The organism is Burkholderia sp. Bp8984 (assembly GCF_003853755.1).
Lineage (GTDB): Bacteria > Pseudomonadota > Gammaproteobacteria > Burkholderiales > Burkholderiaceae > Burkholderia.
The window spans coordinates 1-21,501 of record NZ_QTQN01000039.1; the positions used below are offsets into that span (position 1 = coordinate 1).

23 protein-coding genes and 2 pseudogenes are annotated in these 21,501 nt (G+C 65.9%); 11 read left to right on the forward strand and 14 right to left on the reverse strand.

The features are described 5' to 3' along the window. Nucleotides 1–114: 4Fe-4S dicluster domain-containing protein (locus DID98_RS29695; protein WP_148093545.1), on the forward strand; the 114-nt coding region annotated here is incomplete at its 5' end. Nucleotides 115–132: 18 nt separating this feature from the next. Here the strand turns inward: DID98_RS29695 and DID98_RS29700 are convergent. The 10 genes and pseudogenes from DID98_RS29700 to DID98_RS29745 form a co-directional block, all read right to left on the reverse strand. Next, nucleotides 133–549: pseudogene (locus DID98_RS29700) on the reverse strand (methyl-accepting chemotaxis protein); the annotation flags it as partial. A 193-nt stretch (nt 550–742) separates the two neighbouring features. After that, nucleotides 743–964: pseudogene (locus DID98_RS29705) on the reverse strand (aldehyde dehydrogenase family protein); the annotation flags it as partial. 254 nt (nt 965–1,218) lie between these two features. Continuing rightward, the gene (locus tag DID98_RS29710) at nt 1,219–1,926 is read right to left on the reverse strand and encodes a GntR family transcriptional regulator (protein ID WP_124489294.1); all 708 of its coding nucleotides are present in this window, start codon (nt 1,924–1,926) and stop codon (nt 1,219–1,221) included. 11 nt (nt 1,927–1,937) lie between these two features. Beyond that, nucleotides 1,938–3,044: an ABC transporter ATP-binding protein gene (locus DID98_RS29715; protein ID WP_124571885.1), complete on the reverse strand. Its 1,107-nt coding sequence runs from the start codon at nt 3,042–3,044 to the stop codon at nt 1,938–1,940. Between the two features lie 11 nt (nt 3,045–3,055). Beyond that, nucleotides 3,056–3,856 carry an ABC transporter permease gene (locus DID98_RS29720; RefSeq protein ID WP_124489296.1) on the reverse strand — a complete coding sequence of 267 codons (801 nt, stop codon included), beginning with the start codon at nt 3,854–3,856 and terminating at the stop codon, nt 3,056–3,058. An 86-nt stretch (nt 3,857–3,942) separates the two neighbouring features. After that, entirely contained in the window at nt 3,943–4,827 is an 885-nt protein-coding gene (locus tag DID98_RS29725; RefSeq protein ID WP_124489297.1) for an ABC transporter permease, read from the reverse strand. 141 nt (nt 4,828–4,968) lie between these two features. Next, entirely contained in the window at nt 4,969–6,009 is a 1,041-nt protein-coding gene (locus tag DID98_RS29730) for an ABC transporter substrate-binding protein (protein WP_124571886.1), read from the reverse strand. 150 nt (nt 6,010–6,159) lie between these two features. Next, nucleotides 6,160–7,128, reverse strand: a complete 969-nt coding sequence (locus DID98_RS29735; RefSeq protein ID WP_124489299.1) for a flavin reductase — start codon at nt 7,126–7,128, stop codon at nt 6,160–6,162. 206 nt (nt 7,129–7,334) lie between these two features. Beyond that, the gene (locus DID98_RS29740; RefSeq protein ID WP_124489300.1) at nt 7,335–8,024 is read right to left on the reverse strand and encodes a GntR family transcriptional regulator; all 690 of its coding nucleotides are present in this window, start codon (nt 8,022–8,024) and stop codon (nt 7,335–7,337) included. A gap of 132 nt (nt 8,025–8,156) precedes the next feature. Then, on the reverse strand, nt 8,157–8,447 hold the full coding sequence (locus tag DID98_RS29745) for a DUF1330 domain-containing protein (RefSeq protein ID WP_124489301.1): 291 nt from the start codon (nt 8,445–8,447) through the stop codon (nt 8,157–8,159). Nucleotides 8,448–8,553: 106 nt separating this feature from the next. On the opposite strand from DID98_RS29745, the gene DID98_RS29750 reads away from it, so the two are divergent. The 7 genes from DID98_RS29750 to DID98_RS29780 all read left to right on the forward strand — a co-directional run bounded on the left by DID98_RS29750 (nt 8,554) and on the right by DID98_RS29780 (nt 15,344). Next, a complete protein-coding gene (locus DID98_RS29750; protein ID WP_124523129.1) occupies nt 8,554–9,156 on the forward strand; it encodes an amino acid synthesis family protein in 603 nt (200 codons plus the stop codon). Beyond that, the gene (locus DID98_RS29755) at nt 9,125–9,943 is read left to right on the forward strand and encodes an alpha/beta fold hydrolase (protein WP_124489303.1); all 819 of its coding nucleotides are present in this window, start codon (nt 9,125–9,127) and stop codon (nt 9,941–9,943) included. Before DID98_RS29750 ends, DID98_RS29755 begins: the two co-directional genes overlap by 32 nt. 1 nt (nt 9,944) lies before the next feature. Then, on the forward strand, nt 9,945–10,880 hold the full coding sequence (locus tag DID98_RS29760; RefSeq protein ID WP_124489304.1) for a flavin reductase: 936 nt from the start codon (nt 9,945–9,947) through the stop codon (nt 10,878–10,880). Between the two features lie 11 nt (nt 10,881–10,891). Continuing rightward, nucleotides 10,892–11,929: an LLM class flavin-dependent oxidoreductase gene (locus DID98_RS29765; protein WP_124489305.1), complete on the forward strand. Its 1,038-nt coding sequence runs from the start codon at nt 10,892–10,894 to the stop codon at nt 11,927–11,929. A 12-nt stretch (nt 11,930–11,941) separates the two neighbouring features. Continuing rightward, on the forward strand, nt 11,942–13,411 hold the full coding sequence (locus DID98_RS29770) for an aldehyde dehydrogenase (RefSeq protein ID WP_124571887.1): 1,470 nt from the start codon (nt 11,942–11,944) through the stop codon (nt 13,409–13,411). 115 nt (nt 13,412–13,526) lie between these two features. Next, nucleotides 13,527–14,939 carry a cytosine permease gene (locus DID98_RS29775; RefSeq protein ID WP_124571888.1) on the forward strand — a complete coding sequence of 471 codons (1,413 nt, stop codon included), beginning with the start codon at nt 13,527–13,529 and terminating at the stop codon, nt 14,937–14,939. A 15-nt stretch (nt 14,940–14,954) separates the two neighbouring features. Further along, nucleotides 14,955–15,344 (forward strand): carboxymuconolactone decarboxylase family protein, encoded by a 390-nt coding sequence (locus DID98_RS29780; RefSeq protein WP_124489308.1) that lies wholly within the window; start codon nt 14,955–14,957, stop codon nt 15,342–15,344. A gap of 89 nt (nt 15,345–15,433) precedes the next feature. On the opposite strand, the gene DID98_RS29785 is transcribed toward DID98_RS29780, so the two are convergent. From DID98_RS29785 to DID98_RS29800, 4 genes are all read right to left on the reverse strand, one after another. Next, entirely contained in the window at nt 15,434–15,907 is a 474-nt protein-coding gene (locus tag DID98_RS29785) for a hypothetical protein (protein WP_124489309.1), read from the reverse strand. Between the two features lie 155 nt (nt 15,908–16,062). Continuing rightward, nucleotides 16,063–16,530 carry a sodium:proline symporter gene (locus DID98_RS29790; RefSeq protein WP_124571889.1) on the reverse strand — a complete coding sequence of 156 codons (468 nt, stop codon included), beginning with the start codon at nt 16,528–16,530 and terminating at the stop codon, nt 16,063–16,065. A 33-nt stretch (nt 16,531–16,563) separates the two neighbouring features. After that, on the reverse strand, nt 16,564–17,223 hold the full coding sequence (locus DID98_RS29795; RefSeq protein WP_124489311.1) for a nitroreductase: 660 nt from the start codon (nt 17,221–17,223) through the stop codon (nt 16,564–16,566). Nucleotides 17,224–17,394: 171 nt separating this feature from the next. Next, nucleotides 17,395–18,375: a LysR substrate-binding domain-containing protein gene (locus tag DID98_RS29800; protein ID WP_124571890.1), complete on the reverse strand. Its 981-nt coding sequence runs from the start codon at nt 18,373–18,375 to the stop codon at nt 17,395–17,397. Nucleotides 18,376–18,432: 57 nt separating this feature from the next. Here DID98_RS29800 and DID98_RS29805 point away from each other — a divergent pair, with 57 nt between their 5' ends. From DID98_RS29805 to DID98_RS29815, 3 genes are all read left to right on the forward strand, one after another. Continuing rightward, nucleotides 18,433–19,338 (forward strand): DMT family transporter, encoded by a 906-nt coding sequence (locus DID98_RS29805; RefSeq protein WP_124571891.1) that lies wholly within the window; start codon nt 18,433–18,435, stop codon nt 19,336–19,338. A gap of 581 nt (nt 19,339–19,919) precedes the next feature. Beyond that, entirely contained in the window at nt 19,920–21,074 is a 1,155-nt protein-coding gene (locus tag DID98_RS29810) for a branched-chain amino acid ABC transporter substrate-binding protein (RefSeq protein ID WP_124523117.1), read from the forward strand. Between the two features lie 88 nt (nt 21,075–21,162). Continuing rightward, on the forward strand, nt 21,163–21,465 hold the full coding sequence (locus DID98_RS29815) for an XRE family transcriptional regulator (protein ID WP_124489315.1): 303 nt from the start codon (nt 21,163–21,165) through the stop codon (nt 21,463–21,465). Nucleotides 21,466–21,501 lie beyond the last annotated feature (36 nt).

The following is a 21,501-nucleotide window of genomic DNA, read 5'->3' on the forward strand; positions in this document are numbered from 1 at the left end:
ATCAACGCGCAGAACTGCGTGCACTGCAAGACCTGCGACATCAAGGACCCGACGCAGAACATCGTGTGGGTCACGCCGGAAGGCAGCGGCGGGCCGAATTACCCAAGCATGTAACGTTGAGAACGCCCGCTTTCATGCAGACATTTCGCTCTCCGAGGCCTTGAATACCGAGCCAGCCTTGCCCGGAGTCATTGCCTGCTCTTCCAGCAAACGTGCCGCTGCCGCCGACTGTTCGCCAAGAGCCCCATTCTGCCGCGCGACGGCCTGATCGACTGGTTCGATCCCGCGGCTCGGCTCGTCCGACACAGCGGCGATCTCGCCGACGATATCGGACACCGGCCTGATCGCCTGCTTGACGCGTCCCATCGTCGCGCCGACGTCCGTCGCCTGCGTCGCGCCGTCCAGGATCAGGGCAACAGAAGTGCTGACCAGTTCCTCTATTTCTTTCGGAGCCGAAGCCGAGGACTGTGCCGGACCGTGCACTTCGCTCGCCACCACGGCGAATCCGCGCCCCTGCTCGCCAGCGCGGGCAGCCTCCACGACAGCGTCATTCGTTCGCCATCGTCTTCATCGCGAGGCAAATCGCAACGACGTGCAGCGTTACCCGGGCGGGTATCGCGTGCCGGCGAGTTCGCCCGCATCGACGATGCGTGTGTCCCATGCGATCGCGCGCGAGTCCGGCGTTTCTGGACGACCACGTATCCATGTCGGCGCGCCCTCTTTCAGTCAAACGAACCGGCGATCAGACCGCCATGCACAGATACTTGATGACCAGATAATCGTCGATGCCGTAGCGGGACCCTTCGCGGCCGACTCCCGACTGCTTCACGCCGCCGAACGGCCCGACCTCGTTGGAAATGAGGCCCGTATTGATGCCGACCATCCCGTATTCGAGCTGCTCGGCCACCCGCCACACACGCCCGATGTCGCGGCTGAAGAGGTAGGCGGCGAGCCCGAGCTCGGTACGGTGCCGAGTGTTGCGCCCGTCGCCGGGCCGAGCACGCCGAGGCGCTCGCCCGAGTCGGCGTCGCACCATTGCCCGTCGACATAAGCCTGCTGACGCAACAGCGCCGGGGCCTTCAACAGCGTGTTCAATTCCACGATCGGTCCTTCCGGGGATAAAAATGCAGGAGGCGACCCGAGCACGACTCGAGCCGCGAATACGGAGAATTTCAAATGACGGAGGGCGCCAGGCACTGCATCACGAAGCCAGACGCGCTACCCCGCCTGACGCCACGATGCACTCTCGTGACCGTGCGTGAGCAGCCCGCGTGCGATCTCGGCCACCCGGTGCACGTGCGCGATGGCCGCTTCGCGCGCCGCCACGCCGTTGCCCGCCGCGATGGCCGCGAGAATCGCGCGCATCTCCTCGACCGCCCGGTGCCCGCGATCGTCGGACGCGATCGTCAGCGCACGCAGCCGGTTGATACGCGCGATCAGCGTCTGAACGATTTCCCATGCGACGTGCTTTTGCCCGGCGATGAACATGCGTTCGTAGAATGCCGACGTGAGCACCTTCACCGCCTGATGATCCTGCGCATCGAACGCTTGCCGGATCGCGTCGATACACGCGCCCAGCTCGGCGACGAGCGATTCGTCCGCATGCTGCGCACAGGCCATCGCCGCCTCGCCCTCCAGCAACGCGCGTATTTCGTAGATCTCGGCGGCCGTGTCGAAATCGAGGACCGCGACGATCGGCCCCTGGTTCGGAATCGAGGCGACGAGACCTTCCGTTTCCAGATGCCGCAGGACCTCGCGCACGACGGTTCGACTCACGCCGAGGATCTCGCACAGCGAGCGCTCGACCAGCCGCTCGCCGGGCTGGAAATGCGCATCGAGGATCGCGGTGCGCATCTTCTCGAGCGCGAGCTCGCGCAGCGTTGCGGTCGGCCGCTGGACTTTCAGGGACGGCGGAGCAGGACTCATGACTGCCGCCGTCAGGCTTGCGCAAAGAGGCGCGCGTCGCGTGCGTCCCAGTCGACGAGTGCCTGCGCGCCGATCACGATGCCGTTGTCGTGCCGATGCGCAGCCGGCGTGCGGATCGAGATTTCCTGCTGCCACGGCGTCGCGACCGCGTAATGCATCGCATCGCCGAGATAGGTGACGTCGCGCACGGTCACGGGCAAGGCCGACGCGGCGCTCAAACCATTCGTGCCGCTCGCGCGCTGCAGCGAACTGATACGCATCTGTTCAGGGCGGATCATCAGCGTGTCTTCGTCGCCGGCGGCGAGCGTCGGGTGGAACATGTCCGACGCCATTTCGAGGCCGTTGGGCAACACACCGCCGATGCGGCCGTCGCCGTGCTTCATCACCTTGACCGGCAGGAAATTCGAGTTCCCGATGAAGCTCGCGACGAAGCGCGATGCCGGGTTCGCGTAAAGCTCCTCGCCGGTGCCGACCTGCTCGATGCGCCCCTGGTTGAACACGGCGATGCGGTCCGACAGGCGCAGCGCCTCCTCCTGGTCGTGCGTGACATAGAGAATCGTCACGCCGGTTTCCTGGTGAATGCGGCGCAATTCGAGCTGGATTTCCTCGCGCAGCTTCTTGTCGAGCGCAGAGAGCGGCTCGTCCATCAACAGCACGGGCGGATCATATGCCAGCGCACGCGCGATCGCGACGCGCTGCTGCTGGCCGCCGGAGAGTTGCGCGGGCATCCGGTCGCGGCATTCGGACAGATGCACGAGCTTCAGCATCTGCTCGACCTTCGCGCGCACTTCGGCGTCGGGCCGGTGGCGCACGCGCAGCGGGAACGCGACGTTCTCGCCGACGGTGAGATGCGGGAACAGCGTATAGCGCTGGAACACCATCCCGATATTGCGCCGGTTCGGCGCGACCGACAGCAGCGGCTTGCCGTCGAGCAGCACGCGACCGTCGGTCGGCTCCTGGAAGCCCGCGACGATGTAGAGCGTGGTGCTCTTTCCCGAACCCGACGGCCCGAGGAAGGTCATGAATTCGCCCTTGCGCACGTCGAGCGATACCTGGTCGATCGCGACGACGTCGTCGTAGGTCTTGCGCAGGCGCTGGATTTGCAGGAATGCAGTCATGGCGTGTTACCTCAGTGAGCGCGTGCGCGGCGCACCACGGCGCCCGCCAGCATCAATACGGTCGTGAGTCCGACGAGCAGCGACGAAGCGGCCGCGACGACCGGCGTCAGGTCTTGCCGCAGCGTCGCCCAGATCCGCACGGGCAGCGTTTGCAGCGTCGGGCTCGACATGAAGATCGACACGACGACTTCGTCCCACGATGCGAGGAACGCGAAGATCGCGGCGGCGAAGAGGCCGAGCCGGATGGCAGGCAGCGTGACGCGCAGCTTCACGGTAAGCGGCGACGCGCCGCAGATCAGCGCCGCGTCTTCGAGCGCCGTGTCGAAGCTCACGAGCGAATTGCTGATCGAGATGATCGAGAACGGCAGCGCGATGATCAGGTGGCCGATGACGAAGCCGGTCATCGTGCCGTTCAGGCCGATGCGCAGGAAGAACCCGTACAGCGCGACGGCGAGCACGACGACAGGCAGCACCATCGGTGTGAGGAAGAAGCCCCGCACGGCCTCGCGGCCGCGGAACTTGCCGCGCACGAGCGCCAGCGACGCGAGAAACCCGATCGCGACGGACAGCATCGTGACGATCACCGCCAGTTTCGCGCTGGTCAGCAGCGAGTCGATCCAGCCCGCGTCGGTGAAAAGCTGCCGGTACCATTCGAGGGTCCAGCCCGGCGGCGGGAAGATGAGCCACTGCGAATCGCCGAACGACAGCGCGACGATAAAGACGATCGGCAACAGCAGAAACAACGCAACAGCCGCGCCCACGGCCACGAGGATCCAGCGCAGCGCGCCCAGGCGATCGAAATCGAGCAACATGTCAGTCCTCCCGCCGGGCCGCCCCAAGGGAGGCTGGCGCCCCCTCCGGGAGCAGCGAACGTAGTGAGCTTCGGGGTTGTTTCATCTCAGCGGCCTCCGGTGGTGGCGTGCGCGCTGCCGGTGAAGCGCAGCTGCAACGCATAGAGGGCTAGCGTCACGGCGAGCAGCACGAAGGCCGCGGCGCCGGCGAGGCCCCAGTTCAGCAGTTCCTGCACGAGCTGCGCGATCAGTTCCGCCAACATCATGTACGACGGGCCGCCGAGCAGCGTCGGCGTGACGAAGTAACCGAGCGCCATCACGAACACCATCAGGACGCCGGAGGCCACGCCCGGCATCGCGAGCGGCACGAGGATGCGCCAGAACGCCTGCCAGCGGCTCGCGCCGCACACCGCGGCCGCGCGCAGTGTCGACGGGTCGATGCCGCGCAGCGTTGCATGCAGCGGCATCACGAGGAACGGCAGCATGATGTAGGTCATGCCGATCGTCACGCCGGTCAGGTTGTTCACCAGCGACAGCGGCTCGTGAATCACGCCGAGCGCCATCAGCGCGCGGTTGATCGGCCCCGTTCCCTGCAGCAGCACCATCCATGCGAACGTCCGTGCGAGCAGGTTCGTCCACATCGACAGCAGCAGGATCGCGAACAGCACCGAACTGAGCCGGCGCGGCGCGATCGCGAGCAGCCATGCCATCGGAAAGCCGACGATCAGCGTGACGAGCGTGACGACCGTCGCAACAAGAAACGTATTGCCGAACACGCGCACGTACGTCGTCGAGCCGAGCAGCTGCTCGTAGTTGTGCAACCCGGGCATCGGTTCGAGCACGCTGCGCAACAGCAGTGACAGCACCGGCAGCAGGAAGAAGATCACGAGCAGCAGCACTGCGGGCATCAGCAGCCGCATGCTGCGCCAGTCGCGCCGCTTGCGCGGCGGCGTCGCGCTCGGATGCGCGACGGTACTCAATACGTTTGGCATGGTGGCTCCTTGGTCGGCCAGCGCCAGCACTTGAGTGCCTGTTACCGCTGGCCCCAAGCAGGTTCGTTGCTCATCCGCGCCGGCTCGATCCGGTTCGGCCTCCTTAACAGAATTCAGATCCATACGACTGGCCACGCCGGCTTACTTCGACTGCCACGCGTACCAGCGCTTCGCGATCGCGTCGCGATTCTCGGCCCAGTACTTCATGTCGAGGTTGATCTGCGTGGCCTTGTACTGGTCCGGGAGCGTTTTCGCGATTGCCGGTTGCATCAGCGCCGCCGACTTCACGTTGATCGGCGCATAACCGGTGTCGGCCGCGAATTTCGCCTGAGCCTGCGCACCCGTCGCGGCGGCGAGGAACTTCATCGCCGCGTCGCGATGCTTCGCGCCCTTCGGGATCACGAGCATGTCGGCGGCGGTCAGGTTCTGGTTCCATGACATGCCGACCGGCACGCCTGTCTGCGCGAGCGCATGCAGGCGGCCGTTCCAGAACATGCCGATCGGCGCTTCGCCCGACGCGAGCAACTGCTGCGACTGTGCACCGCCGCTCCACCAGACGATGTCACCCTTGATGGAATCGAGCTTCTTGAATGCGCGGTCGAGGTCGAGCGGATACAGCTTGTTGGGCGCGACGCCGTCGGCGAGCAACGCGATCTCGAGCACGCCCGGCGCCGACCACTTGTAGAAGGTGCGCTTGCCAGGGAAGCGCCTGGTATCGAACAGGTCCGCCCAGTTCTGCGGCTGCGCGCTCGTGTATTTCGCCTTGTAGTAGCCGAGCACGAACGAATAATAGAAGCTGCCCACCGCAGACGGCGTCGTGAAGCGCGGGTCGAGTTCGGCCTTGTTCACCACCGAATAGTCGATCGGCTCGATCAGCCCTGCCTTTTCCGCCGCATACGCGAAGTCACCCTCGACGTCGACCACGTCCCAGCTGACGTTGCCGCTGTCGACCATCGCCTTGAGCTTGCCGTAGTCGGTCGGCCCGTCCATCAGCACGTTGATGCCGCTCGCCTGCGTGAACGGCTGCGCCCAGTCCTTCTGTTGCGACGACTGGGTCGTGCCGCCCCAGCTGGTGAACACGATCGGATCGGCGGCCAGTGCCGGCGCGGCGCACAGGGCGGCCAACGGTGCAATGCATGCCAGGCGCGACGCTGCGAAACGCGGGATGCTTCTGCTGCTCATGGTCTCTCTCTCCAAGGGGAAACGCCGCGCGTCGCGACCGCCGGGATGGCAGCCATTCGAATACGCGCCTTCAGACCGGCGGCGCAAACCTCGCCGGCATCATGATCCTGATTCTTGTGTCTTCGCCACGCCTGATTGCGGCAAGTCGCTTCAATGCGCGACTGCAAGTGTCTGCACGGTGCCAGCCTCCGTATCGCCGACATAGATGCCGTACGCGTCCTGCCGGCGTTCACGCACGTAGCGTTCGAGCATCGAGCGCACGGCGGGGTCGGCGATCTCGTCCCACGGCACTTGCCAGAGCGGCACGATACGGGTGCTGCTGTCGAACCACGGCGAACCGGTAGGCATAACACGGCCGCGGTAATAGATATGGACGCCAGCCTCGCGCCCGCCGGCCGATTCGAAAACTGCGAACAGGAAGTCGAGATGCGCGTTGAGCCCGAGCTTCGCGAGCACGCCGCGCAGGCTCGCGGGGTCACTGGCCGGATCGAGCCGGGTGCCGGTCGGCAAGCGCAGCCCGTGCGGCGTATCGACGAGCACCAGCCCGTCGCGATGTTCGAGAATCGCACCCACCTCGGCATGCCCGCCTGCTGCGGACAACGCGTCCTGCGACAGCGTGAAGTTCACGTAAGCGCCGCGGCAATAGCCGAGCGGCGACGCGCTCGTCTGCGCGAAATCGACCACGCGCCCGATCAGAATGACGTGGTCGCCTGCATCGACCACGTCGTGGGTCACGCAGTCGAAGCTCGCCGCCGCATCCCGGATCACCGGTGCGCCCGTCTTGCGCGTATCCCATGGCACTTGCGCGAACTTGTCCTGCGCCTTCGATGCGAACACGCCGGACACGTTGGTCTGGTTTTCCGCCAGCACGCTGACGGCAAAACGCTGCGTAGCCGAGAACACCGCATGGCTCGATGCCGTCTTCGCGATGCACACGAGGATCAGCGGCGGATCGAGCGACACCGACGTGAACGAGTTCGCGGTGAAACCGCGCGGCGACCCGTCGGGCTGGATCGTCGTGACGACCGTCACGCCGGTGACGAATGCGCCGAGGGCGCGGCGGAATCCGAGCGTGTCGAATGCCTGCTGCGCGGTGGACCCGGTCATCGACTCAGTCATGGCGTGCTCCCGTGATTACTGCGCTACTCGATGAGATTATGGTATGCCATCTTATGGTCGACAACAACGTGTCAAAAATCATGGAAAACCATGATGCATCCGCGGATCGCCACGTATTCGATAGCCAAAACAAAAGGCCGCCGGCGTAGCACGCCGGCGGCCTTCCGGGTCAATTCGCGCGTCTGGATGCTCGCGCTCGGGCTGCATCAACTATCGCTGGATGCCTCGTCCTGCTGTTGCGCGAGCGCAGACAGCGCCAGCTCGGAAACCCGCTTGATGTGCGCAGCCGACGCGGCCGATGCCGCGTTGCCGTCGCGCTGCTCGATCGCTTCGAGCAGGCGGTTCATCTCGGTGTTGGAATCGCCGCCGCGCCCCGGCATCGCGATGGTCAGCGCGCGCAACCGGTTGATGCGCGCGTTCAGCGTCTTGACCACCGTCAGCGACACCTGCTTTCCTGCGGCTTCGAACAGGGTTTCGTAGAAACGCTCGGTGAATTCGAGCACACGTGGCAGTTCCTGCTTCTCGAACGCATCCTCGATCGTTGCCCGAATTTCTCGCAACTGCCGCACGACTTCGGGCGTCGCGCGCTCTGCGCAGGCACGCGCGGCATTGGCTTCGAGCAGGCCGCGCAGTTCGTAGATCTCGCCGACTTGCGCCGGATCGAGCCGCGCGACCACCGGCCCTTGCCGCGACACGGTCTCGACCAGCCCTTCGGTCTCGAGATGCCGCAGCACCTCGCGCACCACCGTGCGGCTGACGCCGAGCTCATCGCACAGCGTGCGCTCGACGAGCCGGGCACCCGGCCGGAAATAGCCCTGCACGATCGCGCCACGCAGCTTGTCGAGCGTCAGTTCGCGCAGGGTCTTGGCATTGCGGTCGATTTTCAGGTCTTGCATGAGCGGCACTCTGGAAACGGGTATGGGCCTGCAGCCGGCCGCGAGCCGGGCGCAAACATGGAATGCCATATTATGACCTAACTGCCAGCGTCTTCCATCCCGCCCGGCCTGCGCCCGCGCCCGACCAGGCGATCAGCCCCCGAGCCCCTCGACGATCGCGATCTGCGCCCGGCAATATCCATCCCGCTTCGCCTTCGCCGCCTGGTACTCCGGCGAGTGATAACACGCAAGCGCCGTTTCCATGTCGGGAAAGCGGATCACGACGTGGCGCTCGAACGCATCGCCCTCCAGCGTCTGCGACGCGCCGCCACGCGCCAGGAACACGGCACCGAATTTCTTGAACGCCTGCGGCGCGATGTCCGTGTAGTCCTTGTACTTCACGGGATCCAGCACCTGCACGTGGGCAATCCAGTACGCACTCATTTGTCACCTCTCTTGGGAAATTCCTGCTACGGGTTTACACGCATGGCATGCCGTAACATGGTATACCACAATGAATCGCACAATCAACGCACGAAAGGAAGGTGCCATGAGCCTGATTCGGAAATCCGTCCTCCATGTCGAGACGCTCTACGTGGATGGCGACAAGGTCGCTGCCAAGCCACTGAAGATGATCGGCGCCGTCGCCGTCATCAAGAACCCGTGGGCAGGCCGCGGGTACGTCGAGGACCTGTCGCCGGAGATTCGCGCGATCGCCCCGCAGCTCGGCGAACACCTGACCAAACTGATCCTCGACGAGGCCGGTTCGGGCGACGCGGTCGAAGCGTTCGGCAAGAGCGCGATCGTCGGCCTCGACGGCGAAATCGAGCATGCATCCGCGCTGATCCATACGCTGCACTTCGGCAACATCTATCGCACGGCCGTCGGCGCGAAGTCGTACCTCGCGTTCAACAATACGCGCGGCCCGGCCAATGCGCCGCTGCTGATCCCGATGATGGACAAGAATGACGAAGGCCGCCGTTCGCACTACCTGACGCTCCAGTTCTCGATCCCGGATGCACCGGCCGCCGACGAACTGGTCATCGCCATCGGCGCCGCGACCGCCGGCCGTCCGCATCACCGCATCGGCGACCGCTACAAAGATCTCGCAGAGCTCGGAAATGACGTCAAGAACCCTGCTGCTGTCAAATAAGCGCGTCGCCCACTATCTCGACCAGGGCACCGGCGAACCGCTGGTGCTGATTCATGGGGTCGGCATGCAGGCGGGCGCGTGGTATCCGCAGATCGACGACCTGTCGCGCGATTTCCGCGTGATCTCCGTCGACATGCCGGGCCACGGGATGAGCGATGCGCTCGACACCGACGCCGACCTGCAGCAGTTCGTCCAGTGGGCCGTCGGGTTCATCGAGGCGCTGAAGGTCGGCCCCGTCAACCTTGCCGGCCACTCGATGGGTTCGCTGATCGCCGCCGGCGTCGCCGTGACGCGGCCCGATCTGGTCAAGCGCGTGGCAGTCCTGAACGGCGTGTACCGCCGCACCGAACAGGCGCGCGAGGCCGTGCTGCAACGTGCCGCCGAACTGCGCTCGGGCACCATCGACATCGATACGCCGCTGCGGCGCTGGTTCAACGCGGAAGACTCGCAGCAGGCCGCCGCGCGGAAGGTGGAAGCGTGGCTGCAGTCGGTCGATCTGGCCGGCTACGCGACCGCGTACACCGCGTTCGCGAACGGTGACGACATATACGCGGACGGCTGGCACCGGATCGCGTGCCCTGCCCTCGTGCTCACCGGGTCGGACGACCCGAATTCGACGCCCGAGATGGCCCGGCAAATGGCGCAGGCCGCGCAAGACGGCAAGGCTGTCGTGATCGAGAACGAGCGCCACATGGTGAACCTGACCGCGCCCGACGCCGTCAATCGCGCGCTGCGTGCGTGGCTGCAGACCGTGCCGCAGGCGGAAACCCTGAAATCGGAAGTGTGACATGAGCCAAGCAATCAGCCAGGAAACGCCGATCATCAACTCGCGGGAGCTGCGCGACGCGTTCGGCGCATTCATGACCGGTGTGACGATCGTCACCACCGCGCGCGACGACGGCCAGCCGCTCGGCTTCACCGCGAACTCGTTCTCGTCGGTGTCGCTCGATCCGGCGCTGCTGCTCGTCAGCATCGCGAAGACGTCGAGCAATTTCCAGACGTTTTCCACGATCGGCCACTTCGCGATCAACATCCTCGCCGAAGGGCAAAAGGACCTCTCCAACACCTTCGCGCGACCGAGCGACGATCGCTTCGCGAACGTCGGCTGGCACCTGAGCGCGCATCGCAACCCGCTGATCGACGACGTCAGCGCGTGGTTCGACTGCACGACGCACGCGGTGATCGACGCGGGCGATCACGCGCTCATCATCGGCAAGATCGAGGCGTTCCATTCCGCCGGCTACGCGGGGCTCGGCTACTACCGCGGCGGCTACTTCACGCCGGCGAAGCTGTCGGCCGAAGTCATCGCCGGACCGAAGGTCATCGTCAGCGCGATCATCACGCGCGACGACAAGGTCCTGATGGTGAAGACGGCCGATCGCAAGTGGGCGCTGCCCACCCGGGAAATCGGCAACGCAGGCGCCGACAAGGCGCTCGCCGAACTGTTCCGGCAATACCAGCCGGACGCATCGGCAAGCTTCATCTATTCGGTCTACAACAATACCGAGACGCACTACCAGTACATCTCGTTCCTCTGCAGCGCACCGGACGAAGCGGCGGTCGCCGGCGAATTCGTGAGCCTCGACGACCTCGACGCCGACGCGTTCCAGGACAGCGCGCTCGCCAGCATGCTCGAGCGCTATCGCAAAGAGAGTCAGTTGAAGAGTTACGGCCTGTACTTCGGCGATCACAGCACCGGCACCATCCGCCCGCTTCTTTCCTGAAAGGTCACATCATGCGTTTTTCGCTTTTCGTCCACATGGAGCGCGTCTCCGACCAGACCAGCCAAAAGCAGCTGTACGACGAGATGGTCGAGCTGTGCCAGATCGCCGACCGCGGCGGCATGCATGCCGTCTGGACCGGCGAGCACCACGGCATGGACTTCACGATCGCGCCGAACCCGTTCATCAACCTCGTCGACCTAGCGAACAAGACGAAGCGCGTGCGGCTCGGCACGGGCACGGTCGTCGCGCCGTTCTGGCATCCGATCAAGCTCGCCGGCGAAGCCGCGATGACGGACATCATCACGGGCGGCCGCCTGGAGCTCGGGATCGCGCGCGGCGCGTACTCGTTCGAATACGAGCGCCTGATGCCGGGCCTCGACGCGTGGGGCGCAGGCCAGCGCTTGCGCGAACTCATTCCGGCCGTAAAGAAGCTGTGGGAAGGCGATTACGCGCACGGCGGCGAGTTCTGGCAATTCCCGTCGACGACGTCGTCACCGCTGCCGCTGCAGCAGCCGCATCCGCCGATCTGGGTGGCCGCGCGCGATCCGAACAGCCACGAGTTCGCGGTGGCCAACGGCTGCAACGTGCAGGTCACGCCGCTGCACCTCGGTGACGAGGAAGTCGAGAAGCTCGTCGGCCACTTCAACGCCGCGTGCGCGAAGTTCAGCGACGTGCCGCGCCCGCAGATCATGCTGCTGCGTCACACCTATGTGGCAAGCAGCGAGGACGACGCACAGCTGGCCGCCGACGAAGTCAACGTGTTCTACAACTACTTCGGCGCGTGGTTCAAGAACGAGCGTCCGGTCAGCCGCGGGATGATCAAGCCGCTGAGCCGCGACGAAATCGCGGCGCACCCCTTCTACACGCCGGAAGCGATGCGCAAGAACAACGTGATCGGCACGCCCGCGGAAGTGATCGGGCGCCTGAAGGCCTATGAAGAGCTCGGCTTCGACGAGTACTCGTTCTGGATCGATACCGGCATGAGCTTCGAGCGCAAGAAGGCGTCGCTCGAGCGGATGATCCGCGACGTGATGCCGGCGTTCCAGTAAGGGGGCGATGCCATGAATGTGCAATTTCAGCTGTATATCGACGGGCAGTTCGGGCCCGGTGTCGCCACGTTCGGCAGCATCAATCCGGCGACCGGCGCCGTGTGGGCGCAGATGCCGGAAGCCCGCACCGACGAGGTGAACCGCGCGGTAGCGGCGGCCGGTCGCGCGCTGACCGATCCCGCCTGGGCGGGGCTTTCCGCGTCCGCGCGCGGCAAGCTGCTGTACAGGCTCGCCGATCTGGTCGAAAAAGCTGCACCGCGGCTCGCCGAAATCGAAACGAACGACACCGGCAAGATCATCCGGGAAACGTCGAGCCAGATCGCGTACGTCGCCGAGTATTACCGCTACTACGCGGGCATCGCCGACAAGCTCGAAGGCAGCAGCATCCCCGTCGACAAGCCGGACATGCAGGTGTGGCTCGAGCGGCAGCCGGTCGGCGTGGTCGCCGCGATCGTGCCCTGGAACAGCCAGCTGTTCCTGTCCGCGGTGAAGATCGGCCCGGCGCTCGCGGCCGGCTGCACGGTGGTGCTGAAGGCGTCCGAGGAAGCACCGGGACCGTTGCTCGAGTTCGCGCGCATCGTGCACGAGGCAGGATTCCCGCCGGGCGTCGTCAACGTCATTACCGGCTTCGGCCCGGAATGCGGCGCGGTGCTGAGCAGCCACCCGGGCGTGGACAAGGTCGCGTTCACCGGCGGCCCCGAGACCGCGCGCCACATCGTGCGAAACACGGCCAACAACCTCGCGAAGGTGTCGCTCGAACTCGGCGGCAAGTCGCCGTTCATCGTGTTCGCCGATACCGATATCCAGAGCGCGGTGAATGCGCAGGTCGCCGCGATCTTCGCGGCGAGCGGCCAGAGTTGCGTCGCGGGGTCGCGCCTGCTGATCGAGGCTTCCGTCAAGGAGCAGTTCCTTGCGCTGCTGGTCGAGCGTGTGTCGCGGATTCGCGTGGGTTCACCCAACGAGCGGGAAACCGAGTACGGCCCGCTGTGTACGGAACGGCAGCTTCGCAACATCGAGACGGTCGTCGAGAACTCGGCGCGCCAGGGTGCCAAGGTGCTCGCAGGCGGAAAGAGGCTGGAGCGCGACGGGTATTACTACGCACCGACGATCCTCGACTGCACCGGCGTCGCGCAAGCCGACAGCATCACGACCGAATTGTTCGGCCCGGTGTTGTCGGTCGACACGTTCGAATCCGAACAGGAAGCGATCGAGAAGGCAAACGGCACCGCCTACGGCCTCGCGGCCGGCATCTTCACGACCAACCTGACGCGTGCGCACCGCGTGTCGAAGCACGTGCGCTCCGGCATCGTGTGGATCAACACCTATCGGGCCGTGTCGCCGCTCGTGCCGTTCGGCGGCTTCGGGCTGTCCGGGCATGGACGTGAAGGCGGCCTGAGCGCCGCGCTCGAATACACGACCACGAAGTCCGTGTGGCTGCGCACGTCGGACGATCCGATCGGCGACCCGTTCGTGATGCGCTGAGCGGCTACGCTTTCGCCGGCAGTATCGACTCAAGGCCGCAAGGGCCATGCCGCGCCGCGCGCGTCATCAGGCGCATGCGGCGACGGATGGCCCCGGCAATAAAGATGGAGACAGCATGACAAAGCAGGAAAGCGACGGCAGCGTTCTCGCCATCGAAAGCAACTCGATCGAATATGTTCCGCCGGAGGCGCGGCACGGCAAGCCGGCCGACCTCTTCACCCTGTGGTTCTGCACGAACGTCGCCCCGCTGGCCGTGATTTCCGGTGCGACGTCGGTACTGGTGTTCCACCTCGACCTCATGAGCGCGATTGTCGCGATCGCGGCCGGGCAGTTCTTCGGCGCGATCTTTCACGCGCTCACTTCCGCGCAGGGGCCACTGGTCGGCGCGCCGCAGATGATCCAGAGCCGCGCGCAATTCGGCCGCTACGGATCGCTGCTGGTCGTGTGCTTCACCACGCTGATCTATCTCGGCTTCTTCGTGTCGAACATCATTCTCGCGGGCAAGACGCTCCACACGGCGGCGCCCGCAGTGCCGGTGCCGATCGCAACCGTCATCGGCGCGGTGCTCGCGACGCTGGTCGGTGTGATCGGCTGCCACTTCATTCATCGCTTCAACAAGATCGGCGCGTGGTTCATGGGTGGCGCACTGCTGATCGGCATCGCGCTGATGGTGCCGGGCCTCGATGCGCGGATGTTCCAGCAGGGTCATTTCGATCTCGCCAACTGGTTCGCGATGTTCGGCTTGTGTGCGGTCTGGCAGATCAGCTTCGCGCCCTATACGTCCGACTATTCGCGCTATCTGCCGGCTTCCGCCGGATTCGGAAAGACCTTTGCGTACACGTACCTCGGCACGTCACTGGGGACGATCTTCGCATTCCTGTTCGGCGTGCTCGCCGTCAGCACCGGGCATTCGACGGACGCGATGCAGGCGATCCGCGAGCAGACCGGCGCGTTCGGCTACGTGCTGATCTTCCTGTTTCTGGTCAACATCATCGGCCACAACGGGATGAACCTGTATGGCGCGGTGCTGTCGTTCATCACCGCCGCGCAGACGTTCCGGCCGCACTGGGTGCCCGGCCGCAACTTGCGCGTCGTCGTGTCGGCGGTCCTGCTGGTGGCGTCGACCGCGGCTGCACTGTGGGCGTCGAGCAACTTCATCTCGATCTTCCTCAACGCGATCTTCGCGCTGCGCATCGTGCTGGCACCGTGGATCGCGATCAACCTGATCGACTTCTACCTGGTCAACAACCGCCGCTACCGGGTCACGGAAATCATCAGCAGCAGCGGTGGCGTGTACGGGGCGTTCAACGTCAGGGCCATCGCGATCTACGCGTTCGGGATTGCGGTCCAGGTGCCGTTCATGGAGGAGAGCTTCTTCCACGGCGCGTGGGCATCGGTTCTCGGCGGCGCCGACGTATCGTGGATGGTGGGCCTCGTCGTCACCGCGACGGTCTGCTACCTGTTCGCGTCGAAGGACGGTTCGCGTTCGCGCGGACGGTGCCCGGCGGGCGCCGGGGCTTTGGAATAACCGGGGAAATCGATCATGAACGAAGATGATGCGCTGTTTCAGAAGGGCTTGCCGATCCGCCGGGAAGTGCTCGGCCCGGAATATGTCGATGCGTCGATGGAAAAGGCCGACGCCTTCATGATGGCGTTCCAGCGTGCAACCACGGCATGGGCGTGGGGCTGGGCATGGGGCGATGAAACACTCGACCGCAAGACGCGCAGCCTGCTCAATCTCGCGATGCTGACCGCCGCCGGTCATACGAACGAGCTCAAGCTGCACGTGAAAGGCGCGCTCAACAACGGCGTGAGCGTCGATGAAATCAAGGCGACGCTGCTGCATGCCACCGCGTATTCCGGGATCCCGCACGGGCTCGGCGCGTTCAAGGCTGCACATGAAGTGCTGGTGGCCGAAGGGGCGTTGAAGTAAGCGAGCCGCTCGCGCGCGCGTAATGCGAGATCGCAACGACGCGGCGCACACACACTGCGGTGGGCGTCCGCCGCGCCATGTACGCCGGCTCAATGCCGCCTCATTCCCCCGAACCCGTGCTCACCGCCGACGAACACCGGGCCACGGTGAAAGCCGGTGCCCATCGGAGCACCGACACGACCACGCATGCCCCCGTCGAAGTGGCCGGCGTGACCGAAGTGGTCGAAGTGATGGCGATGATGGAAACGGTCGATGAAGACGAAGCTGACGCCCGTGCCGACGAACACCGCCGGTCCCCAGTACCACGGGTCGGCGTACGGATAGGCGGTATCCGGATACCACACGATGCTGCCGTCCGTGCTCTGCATCATCTGCCAGGTGCCGTCGCCTTGCCGGCACGCGCGCCCGACGATCTGCTGTTCCGTGCCGTCGATTTCCGCTTGCATGACGACCGCACGGCAGCGGGCGCCTTCGTCCGGCGAGTCGTCATAGGTTTGCGCAAGCACGCACATGGAGCAGCCGAGACAGACGACGCCCATCCCGACCCGAAACAAGTTGCACATGATCGGCTCCTGCATTGTTGCCCCCGACCACCCGAGCCTTGGCGTCACGGACGACGCGCGGCTTCGTATAGGGTCACCCGACCATTAGACGATGTGGCATGGCGGATTATTCCTGGGGTCGGGATACGCATGCGTGATGCACGAACCGCCGACGATCATGCGCGCGCCGAACGCCGGACGATGCAGTAGACGCCCGCCGCCATCACGCCGAAGACCACATGGGCGATCAGCGTGATCGCGCCGCGCACCGGAACGAACCACGGGAAGATCGCGGTGAACGCGTGCAGGTTGATACCGTAGAGCAGCAGTCCGAACGCGCCGCCCGCCACCAGCGCGGCGCCGGGCGACAGGTTGCGCACCATCCTCGCCAGCACGGCCGTATAGGCAAGCGACAACGCGGCATGCACCAGCGTCGCCACGCCCATGATCGTCGGATCGAAGCCCGGGGACGCGCCGAGCACGGCTCGCCCCATCACGAGGGCGGCCGTCAGGCGCGCGTCGCGCAGCAGGTTGTGAAAGGGGTCTTCTCCGGCAATCGGCCAGAGCATCAGCTCGATGACGGTCGAGCCGACCGCCGCGCCGAACGCTGCCCAGAGAATCGGGACCGGACCGTCCTGTTTCAATGGTGCTCCACGATGGCCGCGCGCCGTGCGGACTTACAGCGGACGTTCGCAATCCGTCCAGTATGCGAACGGATCACGATGCTTCGGGTAGTGCTCGTCGAGCCATTTCAGCAACGTCGCACGCGCGTTGTCCAGATCGGCCTTCGACGACGACGTCGTCAGCTCGTGCACCTCGGCGGATTTTTCCCGATCCATCACGTAGCAGTTCCAGTCGGGGCCGTCGAGATCCGGGTCGTCGGACGCCTTCGACGACTTGCGCCAGCCGACCCCCTTGCGCGCATCGATGTAATAGCGCGGATGCACTTTCAGATACGACATCTCGCCGCCCTGCAGGCTGCTTTCCGCGCGCAGCACGTCGCGTTCGTCGACGATCTGCGTGACTTCCGGCAGCCGGCGCGAGCGCCAGCCGGCCGGCAGCGTCGCCGTCGCCCGCACGGCGTCGTACGGGCCCCACGCGAGGCCCCAGGCTTCGGCCATGCGCTTCATGAACGCATCCGCGCCCGGGTAGCCGCGCAACTGGATTCTCGTCGACAGCGTGACTTCGACGCGGCCGTCGGCGCCGGCGGGGTCGCCTGCCGCTTCGAACGGGTTGCCCGGGCGCGACGCGCGCTGCTGCGCGTCCGCGGGCGCCATGCCCGAAAACAGCTGGTCGAGCGCCGCACGCGCTTTCGACGACTTGTCTGGTCTATTCATTCCTCATTCCCTCTGCATTCGAACGGTTCAACACGCTCGATTCTCGTTAATCTGTCGGGTCCCGCAATTTTCCGCGGTCGCATTGTCGACGATCCGGTAGCCCGGGTCGAGCGGCGGCGCCGTCCGCGCCGCCTGCGTCGCCGGCGTCGCACACCTCGACGCCCGTGCCGCCTATCCCAGCGCGGCCCGCATCCGCTCCATCAGCGCGAGCACCTCCGGACGATTCTCGCCCTTCGCATGCACGAAGTGATACCTGAGCGGCGACTCGACCTCATGCCGGCTCACGCGGACGAGCGCGCTGCGCCTGAGATACGCATCCGCGAGCGGCGTACGCGCCAGCGCCACGCCGAGCCCCGCCTCGGCCGCCGCGAGCACGAGGTTGTAGTCCTCGAAACGGCGATCCTGCGCGCGCGGCTTGAACGGTATGCCGAGCGCGTCGAACCAGGTGCGCCAGCCGGTCACGTCGGAGTCGTGCAGCAGCGGCATCTCGAGCAGTGCGGCGGCGTCGTTGCGACGGCGCCGCGCGGCCAGCTGCGCGGCGAGCCGCGGATGCGCGACCGGATGGAGCGTCTCCGGCATGAACGCGCTGGTTTCGAGCTGACGCCAGTTGCCGCGCCCGTACCGGATCGACAGATCCGCTTCGCCGGCGGCGATGTCCACATTGCGAAGCTCGATGCCGAGCTCGATGCGCAACGCGGGCGCCTCGCTCTCGAGCGCATGCTGGCGCTCGAGCAGCCAGAGCTGCGCGAATGCCGGCACCACGCTCATCCTGACCAGTCGCGGCGTACGCGGCGAGCGCCACTGGTCGGCCGCGCCGTCGATGATCGCGAACGCCTGTTCGATCCGGCCGACGAAACGCTGGCCGTCCGGCGTCAGCCGCACGCCGCGCGCATGACGTTCGAACAACGCCATGCCAAGCCAGTTCTCGACGGCCGCCACGCGCCGGCTGATCGCGCCGTGCGTGACGCCGGACGCGTCGGCGGCCGCCAGGAACGAGCCCAGCCGCGCCACCGCACAGACGGTTTCCAGGCTGGCCAGCGGCGGCCGCGGGCCGGGTGCCGGCGCGACCGACGGCAGCGCGTCCGCCGCATGCTGCTGCGTGCGCGCCGGGCCATCGGCCCGGCGTCGCCCCGAGCTGTGAGCCATATTCATACCCGCTGGTTGATCTGTGCGCTAGCTTAACATCTCGCGTCGCCACACCATTGCCGCATGAACACGCTTTCCTCCCCCTCGTCGCGCAGCGCGCGACTGCCGCTCGTCGCGGCCGGCGCGGTGGCGTTCACGATCGTCTCGTGGGCCTCCGCCTTCCCGTTCATCCGGATCGGCCTGCACGGGCTGGCTCCGCTGCAACTCGCGGCCGCGCGCTTCGCGACCGCGGCGGTGCTCGCGATCGCATGGCTCGCATGGCGGCGGCCTCGCATGCCGGCCAGACGCGACGCGTTGCGCTTTCTCGTCTGCGGCCTGCTCGGCATCGCACTCTACAACGCGCTGCTCAATACCGGCGAGCAGACCGTGTCGGCCGGCGCGGCGAGCTTCATCGTGAACACGCTGCCGATCTTCACGGCGCTGCTGGCGGCGGTGTTTCTTCGCGAACGCTTCAATCGCCGGGGATGGCTCGGTTCGCTGGTCAGCCTGGCCGGCATCGCCGTGATCGCGCACGGCCAGCCCGGCGGCCTCGTGCTCGGCTCCGGCAGCACGCTGATCCTCGGCGCGGCATTGTGTTCGGCCAGCTATTTCGTGCTGCAGCGGCGGCTGATTCCCGTCTACGGCGCGCTGCCCTGCACCGCGTATACGCTGCTGGCCGGTGCGCTGCTGCTCACGCCCTGGTTGCCCGGCGCGCTCGCATCGCTCGGCGGCGGCGGCGCGTCACGCGACACGGCACTCGCCGTCCTGGTGCTCGGCATCTTTCCCGCCGCGCTGGGTTACGCGACCTGGACCTTCGCACTCGGCTACTTCGGCGCGGCACGCGCCGCCAATTTCCTGTACCTGACACCGGCCGTCGCGACGGTGTTGTCGATGGCGCTGACAGGCGAGCGGCCCGGCATCGAAACGGTGTGCGGCGGCCTGCTGGCGATTGCCGGCGTGATATTCGTGGCCTTGCGCGGACGGACGTAGGGATGCGGCCGCGCCGAACGGCAACGGCGGGCCGGACGAGCCGGCAGTGGGCCGAACCGGCCCCGTCATCTGCAAAGCCGGACGTACACGCTGCGCCGAACGGCCCGTCGCCATTCGCCATTCGCCGACGCCGCCGGGCTCGACCGTTAGTTGCAACAAGCGGGTGGCGGCATCTCGAGCAGCGCCACGGCGATGAAACTGTGCAGACGAATCGACCGAACAGTGCCGGATTGATTGCATCGCGCTGTCCATGGTCATCGGGATCGGCCCGATCGAATAATCGAAGCAATCGACGGCGCAAGACGCTCACACCTGCGCGACGCATCGCGAAACGGCTGCGCCATCGCATCACATTTGCGCAAGGCCGGGCAATTCGCGGAAGCGGGCGCAAGCGCGTTCGGATATATTCATACGAATTGCGTGTCGCCGGACGCAATCGCCCGCTCGCTCGTGCGAGCCCCGGGCGACATGCAAGCCGGGCCCGTCACGGGTCACGGAGATTCGTCCGGCACACCGACCGCCTCACAAGGGCGCGCGGCAAACCGGACGGCACCAGAAATATCAATCAACGGAGATGGCAGATGGAACGAAGCACTGTCGGCATGCGCTGCAAACCCCTGATCACCGTCGCACTGGCGGCCGCCGCATTTGCGGCCGCGTCGGGCGCGATGGCCGACCAGGTCGTGAAGATCGGCAGCGTCGAACCGACGACGGGCGGCATTTCGCACCTCGGCAAGGACAACGAGAACGGTGCGCGCCTCGCGGTGGAAGAAATCAATGCGAAGGGCCTGACGATCGGCGGCCAGAAGATCACGCTGCAGCTCGACGCGCAGGATGACGCGGCCGACCCGCGCCAGGCCACGCAGGTCGCGCAGAAGCTCGTCGACGACAAGGTCGTCGCCGTCATCGGCCACCTGAACTCGGGCACGTCGATCCCGGCGTCGAAGATCTACAGCGACGCGGGCATCGTGCAGATCTCGCCGTCCGCCACGAACCCGACCTACACGCTGCAGGGCTTCAAGACCACGTATCGCGTGGTCGCGACCGACGCGCAGCAAGGTCCGGCACTCGCGAGCTACGCGCAGTCGAAGGGCGTGAAGAGCGTCGCGGTGATCGACGATTCGACCGCGTACGGCCAGGGCCTCGCGAACGAATTCGAGAAGAAGGCGAAGGCGCTCGGCCTGAAGGTGCTGTCGCACGACGCGACCAACGACAAGGCCGTCGACTTCCGCGCGATTCTCACCAAGGTCAAGGGCGAGAACCCGGACGCGATCATGTACGGCGGCATGGACGCCACCGGCGGCCCGCTCGCGAAGCAGGCGAAGCAGCTCGGCCTGCGCGCGAAGATCCTGTCCGGCGACGGCGTGTGCACCGACTCGCTCGCCCAACTGGCCGGCCCGGCCGCCGACAACGTGCTGTGCTCGCAGGCGGGCGCGGCGCTCGAGAAGATGCCGGGCGGCGCGGCGTTCCTCGCCAAGTACCAGAAGCGCTTCAACCAGGGCATCAAGTTCGATGCGCCGTTCGCGTACGACGCGGTCTACATCGCGGTCGACGCGATGAAGCGCGCGAACTCGACGGACCCGGCGAAGATCCTCGCCGCGATGCCGTCGACGAAATATGAAGGCGTGATCGGCACGACGACGTTCGACGCGAAGGGCGACCTGACGCACGGGATCATCTCGATCTACGGCTACAAGAGCGGCAAGAAGACCTTCCTCGACCAGGTGAAGATGTAACGCCTCGCGACGCCGGCACGACGGGAACGCCACCCGTTTGCGCCGGCGTCGCGCGGGGCCGATTCAAGTTTTGCGGAGATGAGGCGACATGTGTGCAATGGCGTACGCGGAATTTCAACAGGAGTTGAAGAAAGCGCAGTTGACGGCGCGCGAGTTCGCCCGGCTGATCCGGATGAACGAAAGTTCCATCACGAACTATTCGAGCAAGGGCACCGTCCCTTCCCACCTCGCGGTCATCGCGACACTTATCGGCGCGCTCGCCGCGCACGAGATCGATTTCCGGCACGTGATCGGCAAGACGGGCATCGAGCCGAAACGGCCGCGCGGCGTCGGCGCGTTTCCGGTCGCGGACAAGCCGCGCACGCGAAAGACCGCGAAAGCCGGCTCCTGAGCCGCAGCGGTCGGTAGCGGCATCGCCGGTGCCGCT

What these genes read in the sequence shown, in the direction of transcription:
- DID98_RS29710 (WP_124489294.1), bottom strand. Translation starts at nt 1,926, where the DNA reads ATGAGTCCTGCTCCGCCGTCCCTGAAAGTCCAGCGGCCGACCGCAACG.
- DID98_RS29715 (WP_124571885.1), bottom strand. Translation starts at nt 3,044, where the DNA reads ATGACTGCATTCCTGCAAATCCAGCGCCTGCGCAAGACCTACGACGAC.
- DID98_RS29720 (WP_124489296.1), bottom strand. Translation starts at nt 3,856, where the DNA reads ATGTTGCTCGATTTCGATCGCCTGGGCGCGCTGCGCTGGATCCTCGTG.
- DID98_RS29725 (WP_124489297.1), bottom strand. Translation starts at nt 4,827, where the DNA reads ATGCCAAACGTATTGAGTACCGTCGCGCATCCGAGCGCGACGCCGCCG.
- DID98_RS29730 (WP_124571886.1), bottom strand. Translation starts at nt 6,009, where the DNA reads ATGAGCAGCAGAAGCATCCCGCGTTTCGCAGCGTCGCGCCTGGCATGC.
- DID98_RS29735 (WP_124489299.1), bottom strand. Translation starts at nt 7,128, where the DNA reads ATGACTGAGTCGATGACCGGGTCCACCGCGCAGCAGGCATTCGACACG.
- DID98_RS29740 (WP_124489300.1), bottom strand. Translation starts at nt 8,024, where the DNA reads ATGCAAGACCTGAAAATCGACCGCAATGCCAAGACCCTGCGCGAACTG.
- DID98_RS29745 (WP_124489301.1), bottom strand. Translation starts at nt 8,447, where the DNA reads ATGAGTGCGTACTGGATTGCCCACGTGCAGGTGCTGGATCCCGTGAAG.
- DID98_RS29750 (WP_124523129.1), top strand. Translation starts at nt 8,554, where the DNA reads ATGAGCCTGATTCGGAAATCCGTCCTCCATGTCGAGACGCTCTACGTG.
- DID98_RS29755 (WP_124489303.1), top strand. Translation starts at nt 9,125, where the DNA reads ATGACGTCAAGAACCCTGCTGCTGTCAAATAAGCGCGTCGCCCACTAT.
- DID98_RS29760 (WP_124489304.1), top strand. Translation starts at nt 9,945, where the DNA reads ATGAGCCAAGCAATCAGCCAGGAAACGCCGATCATCAACTCGCGGGAG.
- DID98_RS29765 (WP_124489305.1), top strand. Translation starts at nt 10,892, where the DNA reads ATGCGTTTTTCGCTTTTCGTCCACATGGAGCGCGTCTCCGACCAGACC.
- DID98_RS29770 (WP_124571887.1), top strand. Translation starts at nt 11,942, where the DNA reads ATGAATGTGCAATTTCAGCTGTATATCGACGGGCAGTTCGGGCCCGGT.
- DID98_RS29775 (WP_124571888.1), top strand. Translation starts at nt 13,527, where the DNA reads ATGACAAAGCAGGAAAGCGACGGCAGCGTTCTCGCCATCGAAAGCAAC.
- DID98_RS29780 (WP_124489308.1), top strand. Translation starts at nt 14,955, where the DNA reads ATGAACGAAGATGATGCGCTGTTTCAGAAGGGCTTGCCGATCCGCCGG.
- DID98_RS29785 (WP_124489309.1), bottom strand. Translation starts at nt 15,907, where the DNA reads ATGTGCAACTTGTTTCGGGTCGGGATGGGCGTCGTCTGTCTCGGCTGC.
- DID98_RS29795 (WP_124489311.1), bottom strand. Translation starts at nt 17,223, where the DNA reads ATGAATAGACCAGACAAGTCGTCGAAAGCGCGTGCGGCGCTCGACCAG.
- DID98_RS29800 (WP_124571890.1), bottom strand. Translation starts at nt 18,375, where the DNA reads ATGAATATGGCTCACAGCTCGGGGCGACGCCGGGCCGATGGCCCGGCG.
- DID98_RS29805 (WP_124571891.1), top strand. Translation starts at nt 18,433, where the DNA reads ATGAACACGCTTTCCTCCCCCTCGTCGCGCAGCGCGCGACTGCCGCTC.
- DID98_RS29810 (WP_124523117.1), top strand. Translation starts at nt 19,920, where the DNA reads ATGGAACGAAGCACTGTCGGCATGCGCTGCAAACCCCTGATCACCGTC.
- DID98_RS29815 (WP_124489315.1), top strand. Translation starts at nt 21,163, where the DNA reads ATGTGTGCAATGGCGTACGCGGAATTTCAACAGGAGTTGAAGAAAGCG.